The sequence below is a fragment of the Methylobacterium sp. NEAU K genome (assembly GCF_030700285.1).
Lineage (GTDB): Bacteria > Pseudomonadota > Alphaproteobacteria > Rhizobiales > Beijerinckiaceae > Methylobacterium.
Map to the genome: position 1 here is coordinate 272,364 of NZ_JAUYZJ010000001.1, position 23,224 is coordinate 295,587.

Genomic DNA, 23,224 nt, shown 5'->3' on the forward strand with positions numbered 1-23,224 from the left:
CATGGTGAGTGATCCGGGGGCCGTCGAGGCGACCCTGAAGTCCAGGATCGGGGCGATCCTCCGCTCGACGAGCGGCAATTTCCTCGAGATGTTCGACTTCTTCCTGTTCGGCTTCTATGCCAGCTCCATATCGCGGGCGTTCTTCCCCTCGGGGAACGAGACCACCGAGCTGCTGCTGACCTTCGGCACGTTCTGGCTCGGCGCGATGATGCGGCCCCTCGGGGCGATCGTGCTGGGCGCCTATATCGACCGGATCGGCCGCCGGAAGGGCCTCATCGTCACCCTGGCGATCATGGCGAGCGGCACCGTTCTCATCGCCTTTTGCCCGAGCTACGGGACGATCGGCATCGCGGCGCCCCTGATCGTGCTCGCCGGACGCCTGCTGCAGGGCTTCTCGGCGGGCGTCGAGATCGGCGGCGTCTCGATCTACCTGTTCGAGATCGCCACGCCCGGGCGCCGCGGCTTCTACACGTCGTTCCAGTCGGCCAGCCAGCAGGTGGCGATCCTTTTCGCCGCCCTGATCGGCTATGGGCTCAACGCCACCCTGACCAAGCAGCAGATTGGGGATTTCGGCTGGCGCATCCCGTTCTTCATCGGCTGCCTTATCGTACCGTTCATCTTTCTCGTCCGGCGCTCGCTCCGGGAGACGCAGGATTTCGCCCGGCGGACCCACCATCCCAGTACCCGGGAGATCCTGGGCACGGTCGCCGCCAATTGGCGGATCGTGCTGCTCGGCATGATGCTGACCACGATGACCACGGTGACCTTCTACATGATCACCGTCTACACCCCGACGTTCGGCAGGAACGTCCTGAAGCTCACCGAGACCGACAGCCTGATCGTGACGCTCTGCGTGGCGATCACCAACTTCATCTGGTTGCCCATCGGCGGCGCGGCCTCGGACGCCCTCGGGCGCAAGCCGGTGCTGCTCACGATCTCGACCCTGTCGCTGCTGACGACCTATCCGGCGCTTCATTGGCTGGTCGCCGATCCGACCTTCGCCAAGATGCTCGGCGTCGAGCTGTGGTTCTCGTTCTTCTTCGGCGTCTACAACGGCGCGATGATCGTCGCGCTGTCGGAGGTCGTGCCGGCCCATGTGCGCGCCAGCGGGTTCTCGCTGGCCTACAGCCTCGCCACGGCCCTGTTCGGCACGGCCACCCCTCTGGTCTCGACCTACCTGATCGAGCGGACCGGCGACCGGGCGGCGCCGAGCTACTGGCTGATGGCGGCGGCGGCCTGCGGGATCGTCGCGACGCTCGCGCTGTTCGGGGGCGGCTCGAAAGCCGCGCGTGTCACCGCCCACGCCTGACGGCGTGGCGCCCGCGCGGTCACGTGCCCTGCCAGATCCGGATCCGCGCCTTGTACGCGGCCCGGATATGAGCCCGGGCCGCCGCCTCCGCGCCGTCCCCATCATGGGCCCGGATCGCCGCCACGATGGCGGCGTGCTCAGTGAGCGATTCGGCGGCGCGCTCCGGGGCGGCGAGCGTGGTGGCGCCCGGCAGCAGCACGAGCGACAGGCGCATGGTCTCGAGGGTTCCCTGGAGGAAGCGGTTGCGCGCCGCCGCATGAATCTGCCGGTGGAACAGCCGGTTGCTGCGCGCGAGCGCGGCTGCGTCCGCCGCCAGCGCCCGGTCGCGGGCCACCATCTCCTCCAGGATCTCGGTCTCCACCGCGCTGGCATGCACCGCCGCGAGCCGGGCCGCTGTCCCCTCCAGAACCTCCCGCAGGTCGTAGAGTTCGCTCACCTGCCCGTAATCGAGCTGGGCGACGCTGGCGCCGCGATGCGGCTCGTGCGCGACGAGGCCCTGCGCCTCCAGGCGCCCGAGCGCTTCCCGCACCGGCGTTCGGCTGATCTGGAACCGTTCCGCCAGCTCCGCCTCGCGCAGGCGGCTGCCGGGGGCGAGTTCGCCCTCCTCGATCGCCCGCAGTAGCCGGTCGTAGGCGCCGGCTCCGCTGGAGCGCTCCGACTCGCTCGCCTTCATGCCCGCCTCTCCTCGAATGCGGCCTTACCCCGAATCGCCGGCGGCCGGAACGCTTGCGGCAGATTGCATGCGAATGTATACAATGACTGGTACAGTGAGAACGGGCGGGGAGGCGCGGATGCAAGGCCAGGGCGAAGCGCAGTGGGATGTCGTGGTGGTCGGGTCCGGCAACGCCGCCATGAGCGCCGGCTTGGCCGCCCTGGAGCGCGGCGCCTCGGTCCTGATGATCGAGAAGGCCGAGGAGGACCTGGCCGGCGGCAATACCGCCTACACGGCCGGCGCCATGCGGTTCGTCTACGGGTGCAAGGACGACCTGATCCCGCTGCTCGCCGATCCGGATGATCCGCGGCTGCCGCGCACCGATTTCGGCGCCTACACCGCGAAGACCTTCGAAGACGACCTGCTCGGCTTCAACGACGGGCGGCCGCTGTCGCGCGAGCAGCGCATCCTGATCGACGAGAGCGGTTCGGCCCTGCGCTGGCTCTCGACCCAGGGTGTGAAGTTCGAGCCGATCTATTCCCGCCAATCCTTCGAGAAGGATGGGCGCTTCGTGTTCTGGGGCGGCCTGACGCTTGCCACCCACGACGAGGGTTTTGGGCTCGCCCGGGCCGAGCTGGAGGCCTTTACGAAGGCCGGGGGCGCGATCCGTTACGGCTGCCCGGCCACAGGGCTGATCGTCGAGGACGGGCGCGTGGTCGGCGTCGCGACGCCCCAGGGCGCGTTCCGGGCGAACGCCGTGGTCCTGGCCTGCGGCGGCTTCGAGTCCAACGCCGCGTTGCGCACCCGCTTCATCGGGGAGGGCTGGGACAAGGCCCGGGTGCGCGGCACGCCGCACAACCGCGGCGACGGGCTGGAGATGGCGCTGGCGCTCGGCGCGAAGCCGCACGGATTCTACGGCGGCTGCCACGCCACGCCGATGGACCTGCATACGCCCGAATACGGCAACCTCGACCTGCCGCATGGCGAGCGCAAGCATTACCGCAAGATCTGCTATTTCCTGGGCGTGATGCTCAACGCCGACGGACAACGCTTCGTTGACGAAGGGAAGAACTTCCGCAACTACACCTATGCGCAGTTCGGCCGCTCGATCATGGAGCAGCCCGGACACGTGGCGTGGCAGATCTTCGACGCCAAGGTCGATCACCTGCTCTACAGCGAGTACCGGTTCCACGACGCCCACTTCGTCGAGGCCGACACCCTGGACGGGCTCCTCGACACGCTCGACGGCATCGACCGCGCGGCGGCCAAGCGGACCATCGCGGATTTCAACGCCGCCGTGGACGAGAGCGTGCCGTTCGATCCCACCGTGAAGGACGGCCGCGGCACCAAGGGGCTCGCGCTGCCGAAATCGAACTGGGCCCAGACGATCGAGGCCGGGCCATTCAAGGCCTACCCGGTCACCGGCGGCATCACCTTCACGTATGGCGGCGTCGAGGTCGGGGACGACGGCGGCGTGAAGCGTACCGACGGCAGCGCGATTCCCGGTCTCTACGCCTGCGGCGAGATGGTCGGCGGCGTGTTCTTCAACGGCTATCCGGGCGGCTCGGGCCTGACCTCCGGCGTCGTCTTCGGCCGCCGCGCCGGCTACGGCGCCGCGGCGGCTTCCCGCGGCTGAGCGAAGCCTGCGGGGGAGGGAGCGCCGCGCCTGAACCACACGCTGCCCGTGTCCGCTCGCATCGACCCCTGGTCCGGCCCCGAGCGCGCGCGTAGAAGCTCCGGCATGCCAGCCCGACAGGCCGTCTTCACCATCGCCCGCGGCGTCCCGTTCCTGCCGACGCTCGTCGAGGCGCTCCTCTCCGGGCAGCTCGTCGGGCCGGTGGCGGACGATCCGCTGGCGCTGGCCGCCGTCACCGTCTACCTGCCGACCCGCCGGGCCGCGCGGGCGCTCGGCGCGATCCTGGCCGACCAGCTCGGGCGCGGGACGCCTGGATACGCGACCCTGCTGCCGCGGATGGTGCCCCTGGGCGAGGCCGACGAGGCGGAACTCGATCTCGCCGCCGAGCCGCTGCTCGAAGCCAATGCCGACCCGCTGAGCACGCCGATGCCGCCGCTGGAGCGTCGGCTGATTCTCGCCCGCCTCGTCCAGGCCTGGGCGAAGACCGTGGACCGCACCTTGCTGCCCCTCGACGCGGAGGTGCCGTTCCTGGTGCCGTCCTCGCCCGCAGACGCGGTCGGGCTCGCGGGCGACCTCGAGCGGCTGATGGATGCGCTGACCGTAGAGGGGCTGCCCTGGTCGGAGATCGGCGCCGCCGTGGAGGCCGAGTATTCCCGTTATTTCGGCCTGACCCTCGACTTCGTGAAGATCGCCGCCGAGAACTGGCCGAGGCTCCTCGCCGAGCGCGGCCTCGCCGATCCCGTCGCCCGCGCCCGCGGCCTCGTGCTCGCCGAAGGGCGGCGCCTGTCGCGAACCGTGTCCCAGGATCCCGTGATCGTCGCCGGATCGCTGGGCTCCGTGCCCGCCACGGCGCGGCTGATCGCGGCGGTGGCGAAGCTGCCCCTGGGCGCCGTAGTGCTGCCGGGGCTCGACCTCGACCTCGACGAGGCCGGCTGGGCCGGCATCGACACCGGCGAAGGCTTCTCGCGCACGATCGCGCACGGGCATCCGCAGGCGGTGCTGCACCGGCTGCTCGGACCGGACAATCTCAACCTGTCGCGCGCCGAGGTAGCGGCGCTGGGGCAACCCGACGCAGGCCAGAAAGCCCGGGCTTCCCTCCTGTCGCAGGCGTTGCGGCCGGCCGACACCACCGACGCCTGGGCCGAACTCGACCCGGACGAACGGGACGCGATGGCCTGGCTCGGCCTCGACGGGCTGGCGCTCGCCGAGGCCGCCGACGAGCGGGAGGAAGCTTTGGTCGCCGCCCTGGCGCTGCGCGAGACGCTCCAGACCCCCGGGGCCACCGCAGCCCTGGTCACGCCAGACCGGGGGCTCGCGGGCCGGGTCGCGGTGGAACTCCTGCGCTGGGGCATCGTGGCCGAGGATTCGGCCGGGCTGGCGCTGGCGGGGAGCCCGGCCGGACGGCTCGCCCGCCTCACCGCCGAACTCGCCGCCGACCTCGCCCGCAATCAAGCCGACGCGATCCCGGCGCGGCTGATCGCGCTGCTCTCTCACCCGATGGTCCGCCTCGGCCTGCCGCGTCCCGAGGTGGTGCGCGGCGCCGCGGCCCTGGAGATCGGGCTGTTGCGCGGGCCGGTCCCGGCCCCGGGCTTCGACAGCCTGCGCGCGGCGCTCGCGGCCGAGCGCGCCGGCCCGCCGGAGCACCGGCCGCGAGCCAAGCGCCGGCTCAAGGACGTCGACTGGGACCTGGCCGCCGCGCTCCTCGACCGGCTGGCCCTGGTCTTCGCCGACTTCCCGGGCCCCGATGGGGTCGGGGAGTGCGATCTCGTCGCCGCGGCCGCCCGGCACCGCGCCGCCTGCGACCTCCTGCTCGCCGGGCCGGCGGACGCTCCGGACGAGGAGGCGGACGGTTCCCTGTCCTGCCTCGATGCCCTGTTCGACGACCTGGAGATGGCCGAGCCCGACCTGATGCCGGGCCGCTTCGACGACTACGCGACCTTCTTCACCGCGCTGACCCGGGAGCGCGTCGTGGCCTGCTCCGGTGAGGCGCCGCACCCGCGGCTGCGCATCCTCGGCCTGCTGGAGGCGCGCCTGCTGTCGGTGGACCGGGTGGTGCTCGGCGGGCTCGACGAGGGCGTCTGGCCGGTGCGGACGCTGACCGACGCCTTCCTCAACCGGCCGATGCGCGAGCGGGTCGGCCTCAACCCGCCCGAGCGCCGCATCGGCCAGATGGCGCACGACTTCGTGCAGGCCCTGGGCTGCCGGGACGCGGTGATCACCCGGGCGCTCAAGCGCGAGGGTTCGCCGACCGTGCCGTCACGGCTGATCCAGCGCCTGCGCGCGCTCTCCGGCGATGCAAGCTGGGAGGCAGTGCTGGGGGCGGGGCGCCGGTTCAGCGGCCTCGCCGCCCGCCTCGACGCCGCCCCGCCCGAGAAACGGCTGAAACGCCCCGCGCCGCGGCCGGACCCGGCCCTGTTCCCGCGCTCTCTCAGCGTCACCGAGATCGAGACGCTGGTGCGCGACCCCTACAGCATCTTCGCCCGCCACGTGCTCGGGCTCGATCCCCTGGAGCCGCTGGCGGCGGTGCCGAGCGTGGCCACCCGCGGCTCCCTGGTGCACGACATCTTTTCCGAATTCGCCCGCGCCCATCCGGTGGGTCTGCCCGGGCGGCCCGAGGAGCATCTCCTCGCCATCGCCGCCAATGCCTTCGGCGAGATCGCCGACACCTATCCGGAACTCTACGCAGAATGGTGGCCGCGCTACGCGCGCATGGCCGCCGCCTATCTCGACTGGGAGGCGCAGCGCCGGCCGGGCCTGAAGCGCATCCACGCGGAAGTCTCCGGGCGCTGGGTGATCCCCATGGGACGCGAGAGCTTCACCCTGCGCGCCCGGGCCGACCGGATCGAGCTGCGCCCGGACGGCAGCGCCTGCATCGTCGATTACAAGACCGGCACGCCGCCCTCGGCGAAGATGATTTTTTCGGGCTTCTCGCCGCAGCTCACCCTTGAGGCGGCGATGCTGATGCACGGCGCTTTCGACGGCCTGCCGGCCGTCAAGGCGACCCCCGACCTGCTCTATGTCCACGCTTCGGGTGGGCGGAAGCCGTTCGTCCCGGCTCCGGTGAAGCCGCCGCGGGGCGAGGAGCGCGTCGTCGAGGCGATCGTGTCCGAGCACGCCACGCGCCTGAAAGGTCTGGTGGCCCGCTTCATGACCGGCGAGGCGGCCTACACGGCGCGGCCCTACCCGCAATATGCCAGCCAGTACGGGGCCTACGACCACCTCGCCCGGGTGCTGGAATGGTCGCTCGCGGGTGAGGAGAGCGGGGAGTGAGCCCCGCGCCCGCTCGGTTCTTCCCGTCCGCGCTGTCATCCTGAGGTGCCTGCTCCAGCGGGCCTCGAAAGAGGCCTCCGCGGATCGGTGGCCCGCCTGGAGGATTCCTTCGAGGGCGCCGTTGGGCGACGCCACCTCAGGAAGACGGAGTTTGGTGGGACAGGCGCGGTCTGGAAAAGACTCAGAAGAACGCCTGCAACCCCGTCTGGGCCCGGCCCAGGATCAGCGCGTGGACGTCGTGGGTGCCCTCGTAGGTGTTGACCGTCTCGAGGTTCTGGGCGTGGCGCATCACGTGGTACTCGCCCATGATGCCGTTGCCGCCATGCATGTCCCGGGCGGTGCGGGCGATGTCGAGGGCCTTGCCGCAATTGTTGCGCTTGACCAGCGAGATCATCTCCGGGGCCATCTTGCCCTCGTCCATCAGCCGCCCGACCCGGAGCGAGGCCTGGAGACCCAGGGCGATCTCGGTCTGCATGTCGGCGAGCTTTTTCTGGACGAGCTGGGTCTGAGCCAGCGGCCGTCCGAACTGCTTGCGCTCCAGGGTGTAGTTGCGCGCCCGGTGCCAGCAATCCTCGGCGGCACCCATCGCCCCCCAGGAGATGCCGTAGCGTGCCCGGTTGAGGCAGCCGAACGGACCCTTGAGCCCCGAGACGTTGGGCAGAAGCGCATCCTCGCCGACCTCGACGCCCTCCATGACGATCTCGCCGGTGGTGGAGGCGCGCAAGCTGAGCTTGCCCTTCAGGATCGGCGCGGAGAGGCCCTTCATGCCCTTCTCGAGGACGAAGCCGCGGATCGCCCCCTCATGCGCCTCGGACTTCGCCCAGACCACGAACACGTCCGCGAAGGGGGCGTTCGAGATCCACATCTTAGCCCCCGAGATCCGGTAGCCGCCGTCGATCTTCTCGGCCTTGGTCTTCATCCCGGCGGGGTCAGAGCCGGCATCGGGCTCGGTCAGGCCGAAGCAGCCGATCCATTCGCCGGAGGCGAGCTTTGGTAGGAATTTCTTCCGCTGCTCCTCGGAGCCGTAGGCGTGGATCGGGTACATGACGAGCGAGGACTGGACGCTCATCATCGATCGGTAGCCGGAATCCACCGCCTCCACGGCCCGCGCCACGAGGCCGTAGGCGACGTAGGAGGCGCCCGCGCAGCCGTATTCCTCCGGTAGGGTCACGCCGAGCAGGCCCAGCTCACCCATCTGGCGGAACAGGCCGGGATCGGACTTCTCGGTGGCGTAGGCCTCGACGATCCCGGGCAGGAGCTTCTCCTGCGCAAAGCTCTGGGCCACGTCGCGGATCGCCCGCTCGTCCTCGGTAAGCTGGTCCTCCAGGAGGAAGGGATCCTCCCAGACGAAGCGGGCCGAGGCCGCGACTGACGGGGAGGCGCTGCCCGGGGGGCGCATCGGAGCGTTCATCGAAATTCCTCGCCTGCAGGGGTCTGGCGGGCTTCAGGGCCCGCGCGCTTGGGCCTACCCTAGACCGGCGCGGCCTGCCGTCCAACGCGCCCGGTGACGCTGGGGCTCCGGCGTCACGCCCGGCCGAGGAGGGTGAGCCAGGCCAAGGTCGTCAGGGGCGCCAGCAGGGTCGAGACCAGCACCGAGGCCGCGACCATCCCGGTCTCGGTCTTGTAGCGCGCTGCCAGCAGATAGGCGTTGATCCCCACCGGCATGGCGGCGAACAGGGTCGCGACGCCGGCGTAGGCGGTCGGCATCGCGAACACGTGAAAAGCGAGGATCCAGACCGCCAGCGGATGCAGGATGTTCTTCAGGACCGCGATCACCAGTGCGCCCTTGAGGTCGAACAGCACCCGGTAGCGCTTGAGGCCGGCCCCGAGCGCCACCAGTGCGCAGGTGGAGGCGGTGCCGGCGAAGGCGTCGATCAGGGAGCGGACGATCCCCGCCGGGGCGACATCGAGGCTCTTCATCGCCATGCCGATGAGCAGGGCCACGAAGATCGGGTTCCTGAGCAGCACCAGGGCGAGGCCGCGGATGCGGGCCAGCACCGGCAGGCCGGAATCGGATTCGATCAGGAAGGTGGCGCTGCCCATCATCAGCGGCAGGTGGACGGCGAGCAGCATGAACAGCGGGAACGCGCCGTCCTCGCCATAGGCCTGGAGGATCATCGGCACGCCGACGAACACGGTGTTCGACTGGCTCGCCGCGAAGCCGTGCAGGATCGTCCCCCGGCGCTCGATCCCGGGGCGCCGCCGGGCGATCAACGTCCCCACCAGCCACGACAGGCTGGCGCCGCCGAAATACGAGACCCAGTAGGACCACGCGACCTCGCCGCTCATCCCCGGCCTGGTCAGCGTGGCGATGATCAGCGCCGGGACCGCGACCGCGAAGACGTATTCGGAAAGGCCGTCGCTCACCCGGTCGGACAGCAGTCCCGCGAGCGCCGCCGCCCACCCGATCAGGACGATCCCGAAGATCGGGGCGATGATGGCGAGGGCGTTCACGGGGCCGGTCGGGGGGCTGCGCGGAGGATGCCGGCGCATAGCATGCCGGCGCACCTCCTTTTTGCGCGCCGTCCGATTTTTTCCGAGGCGGGGTCGCCGGGCTACTTGTTCTCCAGAACCTCGATCGGGTTCGTGCGCTGGCTAGCGGGCGGTTCCTTCGTGAGGTTGGCGCCGCCCTCCCGCTGCACCTTGACGTCCTTGGGCGAGCCGGGGCCGCCCACCGCCCTGCCGCCGTCGTTGGACTGGGTCGGCACGGTGCCTGAGGCCAGCTCCAGGCACGTCACCATCTCGACGTAGGACGGATAGCCGCCCGCCTTGAACTGGTCCTCGCATTGCCGTTTCGCGGAGGCGGTGTAGCCGCTCCAGTGGCTCTCGGCCTCGCGCTTGGCCTCCCGCTCCGAGCGGAGGCAACCGTCGTAATTGGCCTTATCGCTGATGGACGTGTTGGCGACCTGTGCCGACTGGCAGGTCTTCTCGACGTCGAGATGCGGCACTGCGTCGGCGCGGGCTGATCCGGTCCCGAGGACCAGGGCGAGAAGCGCCAGCGTGCCGGGCAAGCGTGCGCGGGAGTGAGCGGACATGGACGTGAGACTCGCGGTCTGTGGCGGTGGTCGCCTGCGGAATTGCCGGCACAACGCGCCAGGGTGGCCTTCGGCACCACGCGCCCGAGGCAATCAGGCTTCGTGCGCATCACACAACGCCCGGTCGAGGTCGCCGAACAGGTCGTCGGGGTCCTCGATGCCGGTGGACAGGCGCAGCAGATCCGGCGGGCAGGGGCTGTCCGGGCCCTCCACCGAGGCCCGGTGCTCGATCAGGCTCTCGACGCCGCCGAGCGAGGTCGCCCGCTTCCACAGCCGCACCCGGGCCGCGGTGGCGATCGCGCCGGCCTCGCCGGCCGCCACGCGGATCGACAGCATGAAGCCGAAGCCGTCGCGCATCTGCCGGAGCGCGACCGCGTGCCCGGGATCGTCCGGCAGGCCCGGATAGAGAACGCGGGTCACGTGGGGGTGGGCGCTCAGGCCCCGGGCGAGCTTCAGGGCGGCCGCCGACTGCGCCGCCGCCCGCAGGTGAAGGGTCCGCAGGGAGCGCATCAGGAGATAGGCCTCGAACGGGCCGAGGATGCCGCCGCTGCCCGCGCGGATGTCGCGGATCCGCTCCCAGAACGGGTCTACCGTCGCGCCCGCGAGCACGCCCGCCACCACGTCGGAATGGCCGTTCAGGATCTTGGTGCCCGAGTGCATCACGATGTCGGCGCCGAGTTCGAGGGGACGGGTGTGCACCGGCGAGGCGGCGGTCGAATCGACCGCGAGGCGCGCCCCGGCGGCGTGGGCGATCTCCGCGGCGGCGGCGATGTCGGTGACCGTCCAGAGTGGGTTGCCGGGCGTCTCGATCCACAGGAGCTTGGTCCGGCCCGGCTGGATCGCCGCCCGCAGGGCGTCGGTGTCGTCGGTGTCCACGAAGGTCAGCGCCAGCCCGCGCCGGGGCGCCTCCGCGCGCAGCCAGCGCTTGAGCGCCCAATACATGACGGTGCCAGCGATCACGTGGTCGCCGGGCTCCAACGCGCCGAACACCGCCGTGGCCGCCGCCATCCCGGAGCCGAACAGCAGGGCGCCGGCTTGCGCACCCTCCAGCATCGCCAGGACGGCCTCGGCCTCGCGGACCGTGGCGTTGTCGGGCCGCGCGTAGCAGTAGCCCGAGGAGTAGCCGTTGTCGGGATCGCGGATGAAGGTGGTGGAGACGTGGAGCGGCATCACCACCGCGCGGGTCTCGGGCTCGATCCGGCCCATCGCCTGAGCGGCGAGGCTGCGGCGTGTGAAGCCCGACGCCCTGTCGATCCCGGTATCCGTCGGCCCCTGCGGCGCGTTAGGCTGTGACATCTGGCGAATCCGGCGGATAGAGACAGGCGCGTGCCATGGCGTGCGGCCCCCTGCAACCCGCACCCGCGGAGACGAACGACGATGACCGCCGCGACTCAAATCCCCGTGGGCTCGGCCCTGCCGCCCTGGTTGCGCCTGGCCGCCGCGATCGCACCCGTGATGGCGACCGCGGTGATCGGCTCGATGGCGACCCGAGCTGAGATTCCGGGCTGGTACGCAGGCCTGAACAAGCCGCCGTTCAACCCGCCGGACTGGGTGTTCCCGGTGGCCTGGACGGTGCTCGACATGATGATCGCCGCCTCGCTCTGGCGGTTGCTCGGCGCGGCGCCGCGCACGGGGCCCGCCCGCGCGGGCTGGCGGCTCGCGCTCGCCGCCTTCCTGGTGCAGATCGCCGTGAACGCCGTGTGGACGCCGGTGTTCTTCACCGCCCATGCGATGGGCGCCGGTCTGATCGTTGTGGCGGTGCTGCTCGTGATGGTGCTGTGGACGATCCGGTTGTCGTGGCGGTTCGACCGGATCGCGGCCTGGCTCCTGGTGCCCTACGCCGCCTGGGTCGCCTTCGCGACGCTGCTCAACGCCGCGATCCTGCGGATGAACTGAGCGTCCGTCAGTGCCCGCTGCTCGCGGATTCCGTACCCGCGGGCTTCCCGTCTTCGCGGGCACGGTGCAGCAGGAAGATCGCGAAGACCATCGTCAGGATCAGCCCGGCCAGCACGCCGAGTTCGATCATGGAAGCCTGGAACAACGCCTGCTTCTCCGGCGACCAATCCTTGGCGTGGGTGATCTCCGAGGATTGCAGGGTGATCACCAGCACCCGCCGGATCGAGGCGATCAGCCCCACGATCAGGAACGGCTCGCAGGTCAGCGTGCCCGACCGCATCGAGACCCGCACCGTGTGCAGGATCTCGATCAGCATCAGCAGGAACAGCAGCCGGTCGATCACCTCCAGGATCCGCTCGGGTCCTCCGAGTTCCCGGAGGGCCTGCCAGGTCAATCCGGTGGCTTCGATCAGCGCCACGAGCGCCGTGAGCGCCAGCAGCAGGCCCAGCGCCGCGTAGATCGTGTGCTCGGTGTGCAGGAAGATCGCACTGGCGACCCGCGTCAGGCGCCCCTGTTCTTCGCCCTCGTCGGCCATCGCGCAAGAGTCCCCGGGTTTGTGGCGGAAGCGGACCGGCTGGCGGCCGGGTCAGTGGAAGAACGGCAGCGCGTGCGGTGCCAGGTAGCCGAATCCAAGCAGGACCGCCCCGGCCAGTCCGAGGAATCCGCCGGCGAAGACCAGGAGCGTGATGCCGGTGATCACCTCCGCCGACGCCAGCACGATGCCGATCTGGAAGGCCGCCGAGGCCAGTTCGTAATGGTGGTAGCGCAGCAGCGACAGGTCGCGGCGCGCCTCGGAAGCCCGGGCCTTCTCGGTCAGCTCCTTGCGCCCCTCGCCGGTGGCGGGCTCGGATTCCCAGCGCGCCAGGGTCTTGGCCCATTCCGCGCGCTTGGCCGCGATCGCGTCCTGGCTCGGCCCCGGCGGGAGCAGTGCCAGGGCCTCGTCGGCGGTCTTGAGCACGGTCGAGCGGATCGTGCGCGCCTGGAAATAGGCCCACTGGTTGGCGGCCTCCACGTTGGAACCGATCGAGTCCGTCTGAGCCGCCTTGCCCAGAGTCTCGCTGAACGCGAGGAACAGCGCCAGCACCGAAATCAGCAGCGCGACGCGCTTGTTCGAGCCTTCGATCGCCCCGTGACCACCCGACATCGCTTCCCGATTCCCCGTTGATTCGTCGGGGGCGACTCACAGCCCATCGCGGCGCGGCGCGCAATGCGGAGTTGCCGCCCGGGGTCTATTCCGCGGCGACCCGCGGCGGCAGCGGGCGGCCGTCATTGGCCGGATGCCCCGGTTGGCCGTAGGCCGGCTCATCCTCCGGGTCGTCACGCTCACCCACGAAGCGGCCGAACAGCCGTCCGAGCAGGCGCGAGAGATCGTCCATCAGGACGAAGATCGCCGGTACGAAGACCAGCGACAGCACAGTGGAGACGATCAGGCCGCCGATCACCGCCACGGCCATCGGCGCGCGGAACTCGCCGCCGATCCCGAGCGCCAACGCGGAGGGCACCATGCCGGCCGCCATGGCGATGGTGGTCATCACGATCGGCCGCGCGCGCTTGCGGCCGGCATCCACGATGGCGGTGTCCCGGTCGACGCCGGCGTGGATCTGCTCGACGGCGAAGTCCACCAGCATGATCGCGTTCTTGGTCACCACGCCCATCAGCATCAGGATGCCGATCACCACCGGCATCGAGATCGGCATGTGGCAGATCAGCAGCGCGAGGATCGCGCCGCCGATGGAGAGCGGCAGAGAGAACAGGATGGTGAGCGGCTGGAGGAAGTTGCCGAACAGCAGGATCAGCACGCCGAACACCATCATCAGGCCGGCGCCCATGGCGAGCGCGAAGCCCTCGAACACCTCGCCCATCACCTCGGCGTCGCCGGTCTGGCTGATCGTGACCCCAGGCGGCAGGTTCTTGGCGGTGGGCAGGTCCATCACCCGGCCGATCAACTCGGCCAGGGCGTCGGTCCCCTGCATGTCGCCCTCGATGGCGACGCGCACGGCGCGGTCGTAGCGGTCGATTCCCGTGGGGCCCTGGCCGAGGCTGATATCGGCCACGGTGGCGAGCGGCACGGCGGCGCCGCCCTTCACCGGCACCTTCAGGGTCTCCAGCTCCGAGAGCCGGCCGCGCAGGCTCTCGGGCAGCTGCACCCGGATCGGTATCTGCCGGTCAGGGGCGTTAAACTTGGCGAGGTTCATGCCGATGTCGCCAATCGTTCCGACCCGCACGGTCTCGGCGATGGTATCGGTGCTGACGCCGAGATCCGCCGCCACCCCGGGCTTGGGCCGGATGCGGATTTCCGTCCGGTCGAGGGGCGCGGTCGACATGACGTTGACGAGGTGCGGGACCTTGGCGGCCTCGCGCTGGAGCCTGGCCGCCACATCCGCCACCACCGCCTTGTCGGGGCCCGCGATGATCAGCGCGAGGTCGCGCTGCCCGCTCTCGCGCAGGGCCCAGAAGCGGATGTCCGGCTCCTCGCGCAGGATCGCGGAGACCTCCGCGTCGACCTGCTTCTGGGTGCGGGCACGGGTGTTCTTCGGGGTCAGATTGATGGTCAGGCTGGCGAGCCGCACCTCCTTCTTGGCCGGCAATTGCCGGCCGCCATCCACGAACACGCTCTTCACCTCGGGCAGCGCCCGGATCTTCTCCTCGATCCGGTCGGTGAGCTGGACCGTGTCCGGGAGCCGGGCACCCGGCGGCAGTTCCAGCACGAACAGCGTGCGCGCCTGGTCCTCCGCGGGCAGGAAGCCCGCGGGCAGCAGCTGCGTCGACAGGATGGATGCCGCGAAGCACGCGATGCCGAGGATCAGCGTCACGAACTTGTGCCGCACGGACCACGCCACGAGACGCGTGTAGCCGCGCATCACGAACCCGTCCCGCGTGTGGTCGGGGCCGTGGTCGCGCAGGAAATAGGCGGCGAGCAGCGGGGTGATCAGGCGCGCGACCAGCAGCGACATGAATACGGCCGCGGCGATCGTGAGGCCGAACTGCTTGAAGTACTGGCCGGCGATGCCGCCCATGAACGAGACCGGCGAGAAGATCGCCATGATCGTGGCCGTGATGGCGATGACCGCGAGCCCGATCTCGTCGGCCGCCTCCAGGGACGCGCGATAGGGCGACTTCCCCATCCGCATGTGCCGGACGATGTTCTCGATCTCCACGATGGCATCGTCCACCAGGATGCCGGTGACGAGCGTGATCGCCAGCAGGCTGACGGCGTTGAGCGAGAAGCCCAAGGCGCTCATCACCCAGAAGGTCGGCAGCACCGAGAGCGGCAGCGCCACAGCGGCGATCAGCGTGGCGCGCCAGTCGCGCAGGAACAGCAGCACGACGACGACCGCGAGCGCGGCCCCCTCGATCAGGCCCATCATGGCCGAATGGTAATTGCCGATCGTGTTGACGACGCTGGTGTCGATCAGGTCGAAGCGCACGTCCGGATTGGCCGCGTGGAGCGCGGCGATCTTCTTGGCGACCCCAACCGAGACGTCGGCATCGCTGGCGCCGCTGGCCCGGGAGACCGCGAAGGCCACCACAGGCTCGCCGTTGAAGCGCGCGAAGGTGCGCGGCTCCTCGGCTGTATCCGAAAGGATCGCCAGCTCGTCGAGCCGGACCTTGCGGTTGCCGGGAACGACGATCGAGGTCTTGGCCAGGGTGTCGAGGCTCGCCGAGGCGGCCAGCGTCCGGATCGACTGCTCTTGGCCGCCGACCTCGCCCCGGCCGCCGGCCATGTCGGCGGAGGTCAGGCGCAGCTGCCGGTTCACATCCGCCGCGGTGATGCCGAGCGCCAGCAGCCGGTCGGGCTTCAGCGTGACGCGGATCTCCCGGGCGACGCCGCCCAGGCGCTCGACGCCGCCGACGCCCTTCACGCTCTGGAGACCGCGGGCGACCACGTCATCCACGAACCATGACAGGTCCTCGGGCGTCATCGCCGGCGCGGAGGCGCCGTAGATCATGATCGGCAGGCCGGCGATCTCGACCCGGGAGACGATCGGCTCGTCAATGGTGCGCGGCAGGTTCTGGCGGATCTTGGCGATGGCGTCCTTGACGTCGTTGGTCGCCCGGTCCTGGTTCACCTCGAGGCGGAACTCGATCGTGGTCGTCGAGATGCCCTCGGTGATGGTCGACAGGATGTGCTTGACGCCCTTCACCCCGGCGACCGAATCCTCGACCCATTTCGTGACCTGGGTCTGCAGCTCGGCGGGCGCAGCGCCGGACTGTGTGATCGTCACCGAGACGATCGGGATGTCGATGTTGGGGAATCGGGTGATCGGCAGGGCACGGAAGCTCACCAGTCCGAGGATCATCAGGACCAGGAACAGAACCACCGAGGGCAGGGGCTTCCGGATCGCCCAGGCGGAGACGTTGAGGCGCATGGCCGGATCCTTTGCCTTCGTCCTACCGCGCAGCCGCGTCGGCCATGGGCTTGCCGGCCGGCGACGGCACGGCCCGCACCCGGTCGCCGTCGCGCAGGAAGCTGCCCGCCCGGGCCACGACGCTCTCGCCGGCCGCGACGCCTGAGCGGATCTCCGTGAAGCTCTCGGCGGAGAGGCCCGTATCGACCGCGCGCGCCTCGACGCGCCCGTCCTTGACCACCAGGACGCTGGCGCGGCCGTCCGCCGCATAGAGCAGGCTGGATACCGGGACCGCGATGCCGTCGCGGCGCGCCACCTCCACGGTGCCGCGGGCGAAGGCGCCGATGCGGAGCGCAGGATCGTCGGTGAGGCGGACGCGGACCTTTCCGAGGCGGGTGGCGCGGTCGACCTCCGGGTAGACCCGGCGCACCTCGCCCTGCAGGTGGCGACCGTCGTCGAGGTCGAGGCTCGCCGGGTCTCCGACCTGGATGCGCGCCAGCGACGTCTCCGGCACCTCGCCCTCGAGTTCGATCTCGCCCCGGGCGATCAGCCGGAACAGGGGCTCGCCCGCCGAGGTGGCGGTGGCGCCGATCCGGGCCGTGCGCCGGTTGACGATGCCGGCCTCCGGCGCGCGGATATCGGTGCGGGCGCGCCGCAGGGCGATCTCGGCGCCGGCTGCCCGGGCCGTGGCGAGATCCGCCTGGGCGGATTTCAGGCCGCCCCGGGCCGCGGCGAGGCGGCCCTCGGCCCCCTGCGCGGCCGAGACGCGCTGCTCCAGCACGGCCGCGGTGGCGTTGCCGGTCTTGGCCAGGGACTGGGCGCGCTCCAGCGACTGCTTTGCCTCCAGGTTGGCGGCCTCCGCCTGGACGATCTGGCTCTGGGCTTGGACGATGGCCGCCTCGGCCCGGGCGATCGCCGCCGCGTTCGAGGCCTCCTGGGTGACGATCATCTCCTGCGACAGCGTCGCGAGCACTTGGCCCTTTGTGACGCGGTCGCCCTCCTCCACGAGCCAGTCGGTGATGCGCAGGCCCTCGATCTCCGGGGAGACCAGGATCTCGTCCCGGGGGACCAGGGTACCGGTGACCACGGCCCGCTCCACGATCTCGCGGCGCTCGGCCGTGACGACCGTGACGGCCGGAGCGATAATGGCGGCATCTGGGACGGCGGCCGTCTCGACGGCGTGGGCCGGCGCTGCGGCGAGAATCGCGAGACCGCACAGGTAGCGGAAGCGGGACGCGCGCCCACGGAAGATCTGCAAAACGGAGGCCTCGCTGGCGGCGCTGTCCTGGTCCTGCGCCTCCGTCGCTGTGCAGGTCGGCGTTTTCATGGCGCGGATACCCTCGATGAGGTGAGCATAGCGACTTCGCGGGGTTCCGTCCTCGGGCTCCGGGCCGCAGGTCAGTCACCGGTGGAACGTGTCGCAGTTTAGGGTCCTTGCGCTGCAACCGACCGAACAAGTCCACGTTATTAAAGTGATGGTTTTCGCGCGATCGGGGAGGGGTAGATGAGCATTTTTCAAATCAAGCAGAAGAAGAGCGGTGCTGTGCTTTGGACCGGAGCTGCCGACAGCGAGCAGACGGCGCTCGACGCGATGGCCCGCGAGGCTGGATACCGCGACTTCTCGTCCCTGCCGGACACGATCCGCGCCGACGGGATCGAAGCGGCCAAGCTGGACCTGATTTCCTAAGCCTGGCCTACTATGACGCGTTGAATGAGGCGTCCGCCGCCATGGCGGGCGCCTCATTCATGCGTGGTCGATCTGCCGGGCCAGCGCCTCGATCTGTGCGGCGCAGTCGCGAATCGCTCTAGACCTGTACAAGTTGGCGATGACGGACGGGTCGAGGTCCAATCCGGCTTGGACGAGGCCGGGCCACGCAGACGCCTTGGGCCAACCGTGATGGACCACTGCGGCGCCGAGTGTTTCCAGGGCCGCAGCCTTCTCGGTCTGCTCGCCGTAGGCGCGTTCCTCCGGCAGACAGATGAGACGCTTTGCCTGTCCGGCGGCCAGCGCCACGAGACCGTCGCCACCCCCGCCGACCAGTACTGCGGCCTGCGCGACCCGGGCCTCGACGTCGTCGACCCAGCCGTGCAGATGCAGGTTGTCGGGCGTCTCGCCGGAGCCGGACACGGATCCGAGCACGTGCCAGTGCCGGTCGGGCACGGCCCCCGCCGCCGCTGCGAGGGCCGTGAGGTCGCCGCCTGCGCCGCCGCGGCCGAACACCACGACAATGTCGTCGCCGGGAGGCGCCGCGGGCTGCGCCGGCGCGCCGAGGAAACCGGCGTAGTGCGTCTTCGCGCGGATCCAGGCCGGGACGCCCGCGCCATCGAGCGCCTCGGGGAACGGCGCGAGCAGCCGCGTCGCGCTTCGGAACGCGTCGAGATGCGGCCTGTCGGTCCGGGTGCCGGCGAGCCGCACCACCAGGGTCGGAACCGACAGGAGGCGCGCCAGGAGCGCGATCTCCACCGAGACGTCGACGACGATCAGCGCGGGGTCGGTCCGCCCCACCCATTCGGCGATGCGCGCCATCCGGGCCCGCACGCCCGGATGGTTCAGCGGCGCGTAGTGCAGCGCCTCCGGTCGCTCCGCTTCGCCGTCCCGGCCGTCGAATTCCGATCCGCCGAGCGGGCGGTCGTCGGGCAGGTCGAGCACGTCGAGTCCGCGCGTGTCGAACCCCGCCAGGGTGCCGATCAGCGTGCAGGGCCGGGGCAGGGCGGCCGCCACAGCGCGGGCGCGCTGGAAATGCCCGGCGCCCTGGTGGTGGACGTACCAGCCGATCCCGCGGGTCACGCGGCGGCCCGCAGGGACAGGGCGAGGGCGTCGAGGTCGGCGAGCGCCCGGTCGAGGGGGCATTCCCGCGCCGGCGCGCTGCGCGACTCCAGGATCCGGTCGGCCCGCTCCACGAAGGCGATGGCGTTGGGGCAGTCGCCCAGGGCGGCGTGTTCGTCCGCGCCGAGCCCGAGCCGCGTGCAGGCCTCGGCCCGTGCCGGCAACGGGAGGTGGAACGCCCGGCGCAGGGCCGCGCGGCGCAGGATCAGCGCCTGCCAATGCGAAGCCTCGGGCAGCAGATAGGCTTCCCCCTCGAGGACGCGCGCCCGGCGCACCATCTCGGTGGCCATACCGCCCGAGACCCGACCCTGGTGGCGGGACGAGACCATCACGCGCACGTCCGGACAGTGGCGCAGGCGGGCGCCGCCCTCGCGCAGAAGCCCGACCAGGGCATTGTCCTCGCCGCAGGGCAGCGGCGGCAGGCCGCCGACTTGGCGATAGAACGTCACCGGGAAGGCGAGGCTCGCCCCGGTATGGTCGCCGTGGCGCGGGGCAGGATCGTGCGGTGGCGGGTCGAGGATGTCCTCCAGGCGCCGCACGCCGGACCAGTAGCGCTCGATCCGGGCGTGCAATTCCGTGAGCCTCGGGTCCGCGGTCCCGTCGTCGTCGATCACCAGCCGTCCGCCGACCACATCCGACGCGTGCAGAGCCCGCAGGTTCGCCGCGACCCAGTCGGCCGGCAGCCGCGCATCCGCGTCGGTGGTGAGGAGGATGCCGTCCATGCCTCCTCCGTCGGCCTCGAGCCAGTCGGCGCCAGCATCGAGCGCCATCCGCCGGGCGGTGCCGACATGCGCGTCCGCGCCGACAAGCTCAGCCTCGATCATCCGCAGGGCGAGAGTCGCGAGCGCCCCCGAAGCGTCCAGGGCGCGGACCGCCGCCGCCGTGCCGTCGGTGCAGTTGTTGGCGAGCACCACGACCCGCAGCGGCGCCCGCGCCGAGAAGCCCTCTTGCCCGGCCAGGGAGGCGAGCAGCCGCGGCAGGCGCTCTGCCTCATTCCGGGCCGGAATGCAGACGACGCAGAGCCGGGCGATCGCGGTAGCCGTGCCGGTGGTCATGTCGGTTGTCCCCAACCTCATCGTCCCTGCCGGACGAAACGCTCGAAGCGGTAAGCGGTCCGGCTTCTGGTGTGGGTGCGGTGTCCCTCCCCCCTCTGCGGCGTAGGAAGAGAACGCGTCCTCTCTTGAGTCTACGTCCTTTCCATTCCGGGACGATCCGGAACCGGAGGTGGGACTACCGTAGACCGCGCGGGAGAGGGAGCCGCCGTGCCGAACGGATCCATCGGGGAGACCTCAGGATCGCCTCATCCCCGCCTCCCGGCGACGCGCAGCGTCGGCCGCGCCCGCTCCGCGCAGCGCGCCATCACGGCCTCGTAGGTCTCGAGATAGCGCGCGGTCATGGCGGTGGCGTCGTAGAGCGCCTCGGCCCGGTCGCGGCAGGCGCGGCGCGAGAGGCCAGCCGCCTCCCGGATCGCCACCGAGAGGTCCTGCGAATCGTCCGGACGCGCCAAGCGCCCGCAAGCCGCGTCGAGGATGTCGGGCATGGCGCCCCGGCGGAAGGCCGCCACCGGCGTGCCGCAGGCGAGCGCCTCCGCGACCACGAGGCCGAACGGCTCCTCCCAGCGCGGCGACACGATCGCCACCCTGGCCCGGCCGAGATGGCGGGCGAGGTCGCTGTGCGAGAGATGGCCGAGATGCGTCAGGTCCGGGCCGAGCCTCGGGGCGATCTCGGCCGCCCAGTAGGCGGGGTTGAGCTTCGGTCCCGCGAAGGTCAGCGGCAATCCGGCCGCCCGCGCGGCGTCGATGGCGAGGTGAAGCCCCTTCTCGGGCACGATCCGGCCCGACCAGAAGACGAAGGGCGGAGCGTCGGGCGTATCGGAGAAGGCGAAGGTCGAGAGATCGACCCCGTTGTCGACCACCTGCGCGCCCGGTACGAGCGACGACCATTCCTGGGCCAGCGATGGCGAGACCGCGAGGTAGGCCATGTCCGGATCGGCCTCCGAGACGCCCCCGACGAGGGATTCGAACGGCGGTGTGTGCAGCACCGTGACCCAGGGCAGACCGAGCCTGGAACTCTCGCGCAAGGGCAGCGCGTGGAGGGCATTGTTGTGGACGATGTCGAACCCGCCGGCCGCGACCATCTCCATCATCCGGCGGTAGGCGTCGAACTCGGCGCGGTCGATCGCCTCCTCACGCTCCGGGTCCGAGAGGGCATCGCCGGTCGGGTCGCAGAGCATGACCGGATCGAGCGCCGGGTCCGAACCGCGGCTGGCGAACAGCGTCACATCGTGCCCACGCTGCTTCAGGGCCACCGTGAGGAGGTGGGTGTGCATCTCCAGACCGCCGGCATAGGGCTGGCCGATCGGGTACTTCAGATGTGCGAGGACAGCGATCTTCACGCGCGCACCGAATCCGGTTGTGGGGGGATCTTTGCCGACCGCAGAGAGGCGAGAGGACTTTTGTCCGCGGCGAGCGTGGCGGGTATCATGCCGGTCTTTTCTTCAGCAAGCGTTGCCCCATCGGCGCCGGAAGCGACGACGGAAGCGGCGCATTCCTGCCTTCGTAAGCCGGGCGGCCTGAACCGATGATGATCAAGACGACGGGTCGGCCGTTCAGCCGGATGTGCCCGCCGCATGGGACCGGTACGGCAGCGCCCGTCGCGCCGATGATCAGCGGCGCCGCGAACCTTCTGGACCTGCCGAAGCTGTCCTGGGGCGAGGCCGGGGCGAACGTTGCGCCGGCCTGGATCTTCGTCCCGAACGGCGCCCCCTACCTTATGCTTGCCGTCCTGAGCGGGCGTCCGCGGCGGCTCCGGCCCGATTCGGGCGACATCCGGCTGCGGGTGCTGGGGACCGAGATCCGGTTGCACCTGCGCCCGAGGGGCGGCGCGCCGCCGGCCGTTTCAACGCGCTGCAGAAGTTCGCCGACCTGATCGTCCTGCTGGCTCGACTTCTCGCTGCCGTCGAGATGCGGACGGCGGCGCGCTACGGGGTGATCCGCACCGTCGACCCTTGCAGGGACAGCCACGACCGTTCGACGCCCGGCAGCCGCAGACCATCCTGGCCTACGGCATGCACGGCGGCGCCCCGCTGCGCCTCCGGGTCGTGCGGAAGCCCGGCGACAAGGCGTGGAAATACCGCGCGCGCATCGAGGTTGTGGACCGGGTCGACGGCACCGCGCACGGCCGCGGCGACATGGTCGCCGGCCTCGGCTTCAGCTGGTAGGCTGCAATCTGAGCCGCGCCCCGGCCTCGGCACGGCGGTGGAGGGGGCGTCGATGGATCTTCCGGTCGGGCTGAGCGTGTTCGCGGTCGGCGCCGCGGCGCTCGCGGTGGTCACCCTCGCGGCCGGCGTGAAGATGATCCCCCAGGGCTACGTCTACACGGTCGAGCGGTTCGGTCGGTACGCCCGCACCCTCGAATCCGGCCTCGGCCTGATCATCCCGTTCATCGACCGCATCGGCCGGCGGGTGAACGTGATGGAGCAGGTCATCGACGTGCCGAGCCAGCAGGCGTTCACCCGCGACAACGCGGGCGTGACCATCGACGCGGTGGTCTTCTACCAGGTGCTCGACGCGGCGCGGGCCTCCTACGAGGTCTCGAACCTCGACCTCGCCATGACGACCCTGACCATGACCAACATCCGCACCGTGGTCGGCTCGATGGATCTCGACCAGCTCCTCGCGCACCGCGACGAGATCAACGAGCGCCTGTTGCGAGTGATGGACGCCGCGGCCTCGCCCTGGGGCGTGAAGATGAACCGCATCGAGATCAAGGACATCGTCCCCCCGGCCGACCTCGCGGGCGCCATGGCCCGGCAGATGAAGGCCGAGCGCGAGAAGCGCGCCTCGATCCTGGAGGCCGAGGGTCAGCGTGCCGCCGAGATCCTGCGGGCGGAAGGGCGCAAGCAATCGGCGATCCTGGAGGCGGAGGGCCGCCGCGAGGCCGCGTTCCGGGACGCGGAGGCGCGAGAACGATCCGCCGAGGCCGAGGCGCGTGCGACCGGCATGGTCAGCCGGGCAATCGCCGAGGGCGACATCGCGGCGGCGAATTTCCTGGTGGCCGAGAAATACGTCGACGCGGTGCGGGCGTTGGCCACCGCGCCCAACCAGCGGGTCGTCGTGGTGCCGATCGAGGCCGCGGCGCTGGCCGGCACGCTGGGTGGCATCGGCGAACTCACCCGCGCGGTCTTCGGCGAGGCCGCGCCGCCGCGCCGCGCGGGGCCGCCGCCCAACGTCGCCGCGCCGCGGACCTGA

At 70.8% G+C, this 23,224-nt stretch carries 20 protein-coding genes; 8 read left to right on the forward strand and 12 right to left on the reverse strand.

Annotation, left to right across the window (positions count from 1 at the left end; all coding sequences use genetic code 11):
• Nucleotide 1: 1 nt before the first annotated feature.
• Nucleotides 2-1,309 carry an MFS transporter gene (locus tag Q8W67_RS01305; protein ID WP_305539433.1) on the forward strand — a complete coding sequence of 436 codons (1,308 nt, stop codon included), beginning with the start codon at nucleotides 2-4 and terminating at the stop codon, nucleotides 1,307-1,309.
• 19 nt (nucleotides 1,310-1,328) lie between these two features.
• On the opposite strand, the gene Q8W67_RS01310 is transcribed toward Q8W67_RS01305, so the two are convergent.
• Entirely contained in the window at nucleotides 1,329-1,982 is a 654-nt protein-coding gene (locus tag Q8W67_RS01310; RefSeq protein ID WP_305539435.1) for a GntR family transcriptional regulator, read from the reverse strand.
• A 118-nt stretch (nucleotides 1,983-2,100) separates the two neighbouring features.
• Between Q8W67_RS01310 and tcuA the strand changes: the two genes are divergently transcribed.
• A complete protein-coding gene (gene tcuA, locus Q8W67_RS01315) occupies nucleotides 2,101-3,597 on the forward strand; it encodes an FAD-dependent tricarballylate dehydrogenase TcuA (RefSeq protein WP_305539437.1) in 1,497 nt (498 codons plus the stop codon).
• 105 nt (nucleotides 3,598-3,702) lie between these two features.
• Entirely contained in the window at nucleotides 3,703-6,867 is a 3,165-nt protein-coding gene (addB, locus tag Q8W67_RS01320) for a double-strand break repair protein AddB (protein WP_305539439.1), read from the forward strand.
• Nucleotides 6,868-7,048: 181 nt separating this feature from the next.
• Here addB and Q8W67_RS01325 read toward each other — a convergent pair whose 3' ends face one another.
• From Q8W67_RS01325 to Q8W67_RS01340, 4 genes are all read right to left on the reverse strand, one after another.
• Nucleotides 7,049-8,278, reverse strand: coding sequence for an acyl-CoA dehydrogenase (locus Q8W67_RS01325; RefSeq protein WP_305539440.1), 1,230 nt, complete (start codon nucleotides 8,276-8,278; stop codon nucleotides 7,049-7,051).
• 113 nt (nucleotides 8,279-8,391) lie between these two features.
• Nucleotides 8,392-9,321 (reverse strand): AEC family transporter, encoded by a 930-nt coding sequence (locus tag Q8W67_RS01330; RefSeq protein WP_305539451.1) that lies wholly within the window; start codon nucleotides 9,319-9,321, stop codon nucleotides 8,392-8,394.
• A gap of 101 nt (nucleotides 9,322-9,422) precedes the next feature.
• Nucleotides 9,423-9,902 (reverse strand): hypothetical protein, encoded by a 480-nt coding sequence (locus tag Q8W67_RS01335; protein ID WP_305539454.1) that lies wholly within the window; start codon nucleotides 9,900-9,902, stop codon nucleotides 9,423-9,425.
• 93 nt (nucleotides 9,903-9,995) lie between these two features.
• A complete protein-coding gene (locus tag Q8W67_RS01340) occupies nucleotides 9,996-11,198 on the reverse strand; it encodes a PLP-dependent aspartate aminotransferase family protein (RefSeq protein ID WP_305539456.1) in 1,203 nt (400 codons plus the stop codon).
• 81 nt (nucleotides 11,199-11,279) lie between these two features.
• Between Q8W67_RS01340 and Q8W67_RS01345 the strand changes: the two genes are divergently transcribed.
• Nucleotides 11,280-11,798, forward strand: a complete 519-nt coding sequence (locus Q8W67_RS01345) for a TspO/MBR family protein (protein ID WP_305539459.1) — start codon at nucleotides 11,280-11,282, stop codon at nucleotides 11,796-11,798.
• 7 nt (nucleotides 11,799-11,805) lie between these two features.
• Here Q8W67_RS01345 and Q8W67_RS01350 read toward each other — a convergent pair whose 3' ends face one another.
• The 4 genes from Q8W67_RS01350 to Q8W67_RS01365 form a co-directional block, all read right to left on the reverse strand.
• On the reverse strand, nucleotides 11,806-12,333 hold the full coding sequence (locus Q8W67_RS01350; RefSeq protein ID WP_305539462.1) for a phosphate-starvation-inducible PsiE family protein: 528 nt from the start codon (nucleotides 12,331-12,333) through the stop codon (nucleotides 11,806-11,808).
• Between the two features lie 51 nt (nucleotides 12,334-12,384).
• Nucleotides 12,385-12,942, reverse strand: a complete 558-nt coding sequence (locus Q8W67_RS01355) for a DUF4337 domain-containing protein (protein ID WP_305539465.1) — start codon at nucleotides 12,940-12,942, stop codon at nucleotides 12,385-12,387.
• Nucleotides 12,943-13,027: 85 nt separating this feature from the next.
• On the reverse strand, nucleotides 13,028-16,168 hold the full coding sequence (locus Q8W67_RS01360; RefSeq protein WP_305539468.1) for an efflux RND transporter permease subunit: 3,141 nt from the start codon (nucleotides 16,166-16,168) through the stop codon (nucleotides 13,028-13,030).
• A 22-nt stretch (nucleotides 16,169-16,190) separates the two neighbouring features.
• Nucleotides 16,191-17,474, reverse strand: a complete 1,284-nt coding sequence (locus Q8W67_RS01365; RefSeq protein WP_305539471.1) for an efflux RND transporter periplasmic adaptor subunit — start codon at nucleotides 17,472-17,474, stop codon at nucleotides 16,191-16,193.
• Nucleotides 17,475-17,651: 177 nt separating this feature from the next.
• Here Q8W67_RS01365 and Q8W67_RS01370 point away from each other — a divergent pair, with 177 nt between their 5' ends.
• Nucleotides 17,652-17,834 carry a hypothetical protein gene (locus Q8W67_RS01370; RefSeq protein WP_305539473.1) on the forward strand — a complete coding sequence of 61 codons (183 nt, stop codon included), beginning with the start codon at nucleotides 17,652-17,654 and terminating at the stop codon, nucleotides 17,832-17,834.
• A 57-nt stretch (nucleotides 17,835-17,891) separates the two neighbouring features.
• On the opposite strand, the gene Q8W67_RS01375 is transcribed toward Q8W67_RS01370, so the two are convergent.
• The 3 genes from Q8W67_RS01375 to Q8W67_RS01385 all read right to left on the reverse strand — a co-directional run bounded on the left by Q8W67_RS01375 (nucleotide 17,892) and on the right by Q8W67_RS01385 (nucleotide 21,369).
• Nucleotides 17,892-18,935 carry a glycosyltransferase gene (locus Q8W67_RS01375; RefSeq protein WP_305539474.1) on the reverse strand — a complete coding sequence of 348 codons (1,044 nt, stop codon included), beginning with the start codon at nucleotides 18,933-18,935 and terminating at the stop codon, nucleotides 17,892-17,894.
• The gene (locus Q8W67_RS01380) at nucleotides 18,932-20,029 is read right to left on the reverse strand and encodes a glycosyltransferase family 2 protein (protein WP_305539477.1); all 1,098 of its coding nucleotides are present in this window, start codon (nucleotides 20,027-20,029) and stop codon (nucleotides 18,932-18,934) included. Before Q8W67_RS01380 ends, Q8W67_RS01375 begins: the two co-directional genes overlap by 4 nt.
• A gap of 245 nt (nucleotides 20,030-20,274) precedes the next feature.
• The gene (locus Q8W67_RS01385) at nucleotides 20,275-21,369 is read right to left on the reverse strand and encodes a glycosyltransferase family 4 protein (RefSeq protein WP_305539480.1); all 1,095 of its coding nucleotides are present in this window, start codon (nucleotides 21,367-21,369) and stop codon (nucleotides 20,275-20,277) included.
• 266 nt (nucleotides 21,370-21,635) lie between these two features.
• Between Q8W67_RS01385 and Q8W67_RS01390 the strand changes: the two genes are divergently transcribed.
• The 3 genes from Q8W67_RS01390 (at nucleotide 21,636) to Q8W67_RS01400 (ending at nucleotide 23,224) form a co-directional block, all read left to right on the forward strand.
• Complete coding sequence (locus Q8W67_RS01390) at nucleotides 21,636-21,902, forward strand: hypothetical protein (protein ID WP_305539483.1); 267 nt, start codon at nucleotides 21,636-21,638, stop codon at nucleotides 21,900-21,902.
• A gap of 79 nt (nucleotides 21,903-21,981) precedes the next feature.
• Nucleotides 21,982-22,194: a hypothetical protein gene (locus tag Q8W67_RS01395; RefSeq protein ID WP_305539486.1), complete on the forward strand. Its 213-nt coding sequence runs from the start codon at nucleotides 21,982-21,984 to the stop codon at nucleotides 22,192-22,194.
• Nucleotides 22,195-22,246: 52 nt separating this feature from the next.
• Nucleotides 22,247-23,224, forward strand: a complete 978-nt coding sequence (locus Q8W67_RS01400) for an SPFH domain-containing protein (RefSeq protein WP_305539489.1) — start codon at nucleotides 22,247-22,249, stop codon at nucleotides 23,222-23,224.

Bases quoted from the DNA above. Each gene is read 5' to 3' on its own strand.
- Q8W67_RS01370 (WP_305539473.1), top strand. From the start codon at position 17,652: ATGAGCATTTTTCAAATCAAGCAGAAGAAGAGCGGTGCTGTGCTTTGG.
- Q8W67_RS01305 (WP_305539433.1), top strand. From the start codon at position 2: ATGGTGAGTGATCCGGGGGCCGTCGAGGCGACCCTGAAGTCCAGGATC.
- Q8W67_RS01380 (WP_305539477.1), bottom strand. From the start codon at position 20,029: ATGACCACCGGCACGGCTACCGCGATCGCCCGGCTCTGCGTCGTCTGC.
- Q8W67_RS01335 (WP_305539454.1), bottom strand. From the start codon at position 9,902: ATGTCCGCTCACTCCCGCGCACGCTTGCCCGGCACGCTGGCGCTTCTC.
- Q8W67_RS01390 (WP_305539483.1), top strand. From the start codon at position 21,636: ATGATCAGCGGCGCCGCGAACCTTCTGGACCTGCCGAAGCTGTCCTGG.
- Q8W67_RS01310 (WP_305539435.1), bottom strand. From the start codon at position 1,982: ATGAAGGCGAGCGAGTCGGAGCGCTCCAGCGGAGCCGGCGCCTACGAC.
- Q8W67_RS01345 (WP_305539459.1), top strand. From the start codon at position 11,280: ATGACCGCCGCGACTCAAATCCCCGTGGGCTCGGCCCTGCCGCCCTGG.
- Q8W67_RS01360 (WP_305539468.1), bottom strand. From the start codon at position 16,168: ATGCGCCTCAACGTCTCCGCCTGGGCGATCCGGAAGCCCCTGCCCTCG.
- Q8W67_RS01355 (WP_305539465.1), bottom strand. From the start codon at position 12,942: ATGTCGGGTGGTCACGGGGCGATCGAAGGCTCGAACAAGCGCGTCGCG.
- Q8W67_RS01365 (WP_305539471.1), bottom strand. From the start codon at position 17,474: ATGAAAACGCCGACCTGCACAGCGACGGAGGCGCAGGACCAGGACAGC.
- Q8W67_RS01400 (WP_305539489.1), top strand. From the start codon at position 22,247: ATGGATCTTCCGGTCGGGCTGAGCGTGTTCGCGGTCGGCGCCGCGGCG.
- addB (WP_305539439.1), top strand. From the start codon at position 3,703: ATGCCAGCCCGACAGGCCGTCTTCACCATCGCCCGCGGCGTCCCGTTC.
- tcuA (WP_305539437.1), top strand. From the start codon at position 2,101: ATGCAAGGCCAGGGCGAAGCGCAGTGGGATGTCGTGGTGGTCGGGTCC.
- Q8W67_RS01350 (WP_305539462.1), bottom strand. From the start codon at position 12,333: ATGGCCGACGAGGGCGAAGAACAGGGGCGCCTGACGCGGGTCGCCAGT.
- Q8W67_RS01340 (WP_305539456.1), bottom strand. From the start codon at position 11,198: ATGTCACAGCCTAACGCGCCGCAGGGGCCGACGGATACCGGGATCGAC.
- Q8W67_RS01325 (WP_305539440.1), bottom strand. From the start codon at position 8,278: ATGAACGCTCCGATGCGCCCCCCGGGCAGCGCCTCCCCGTCAGTCGCG.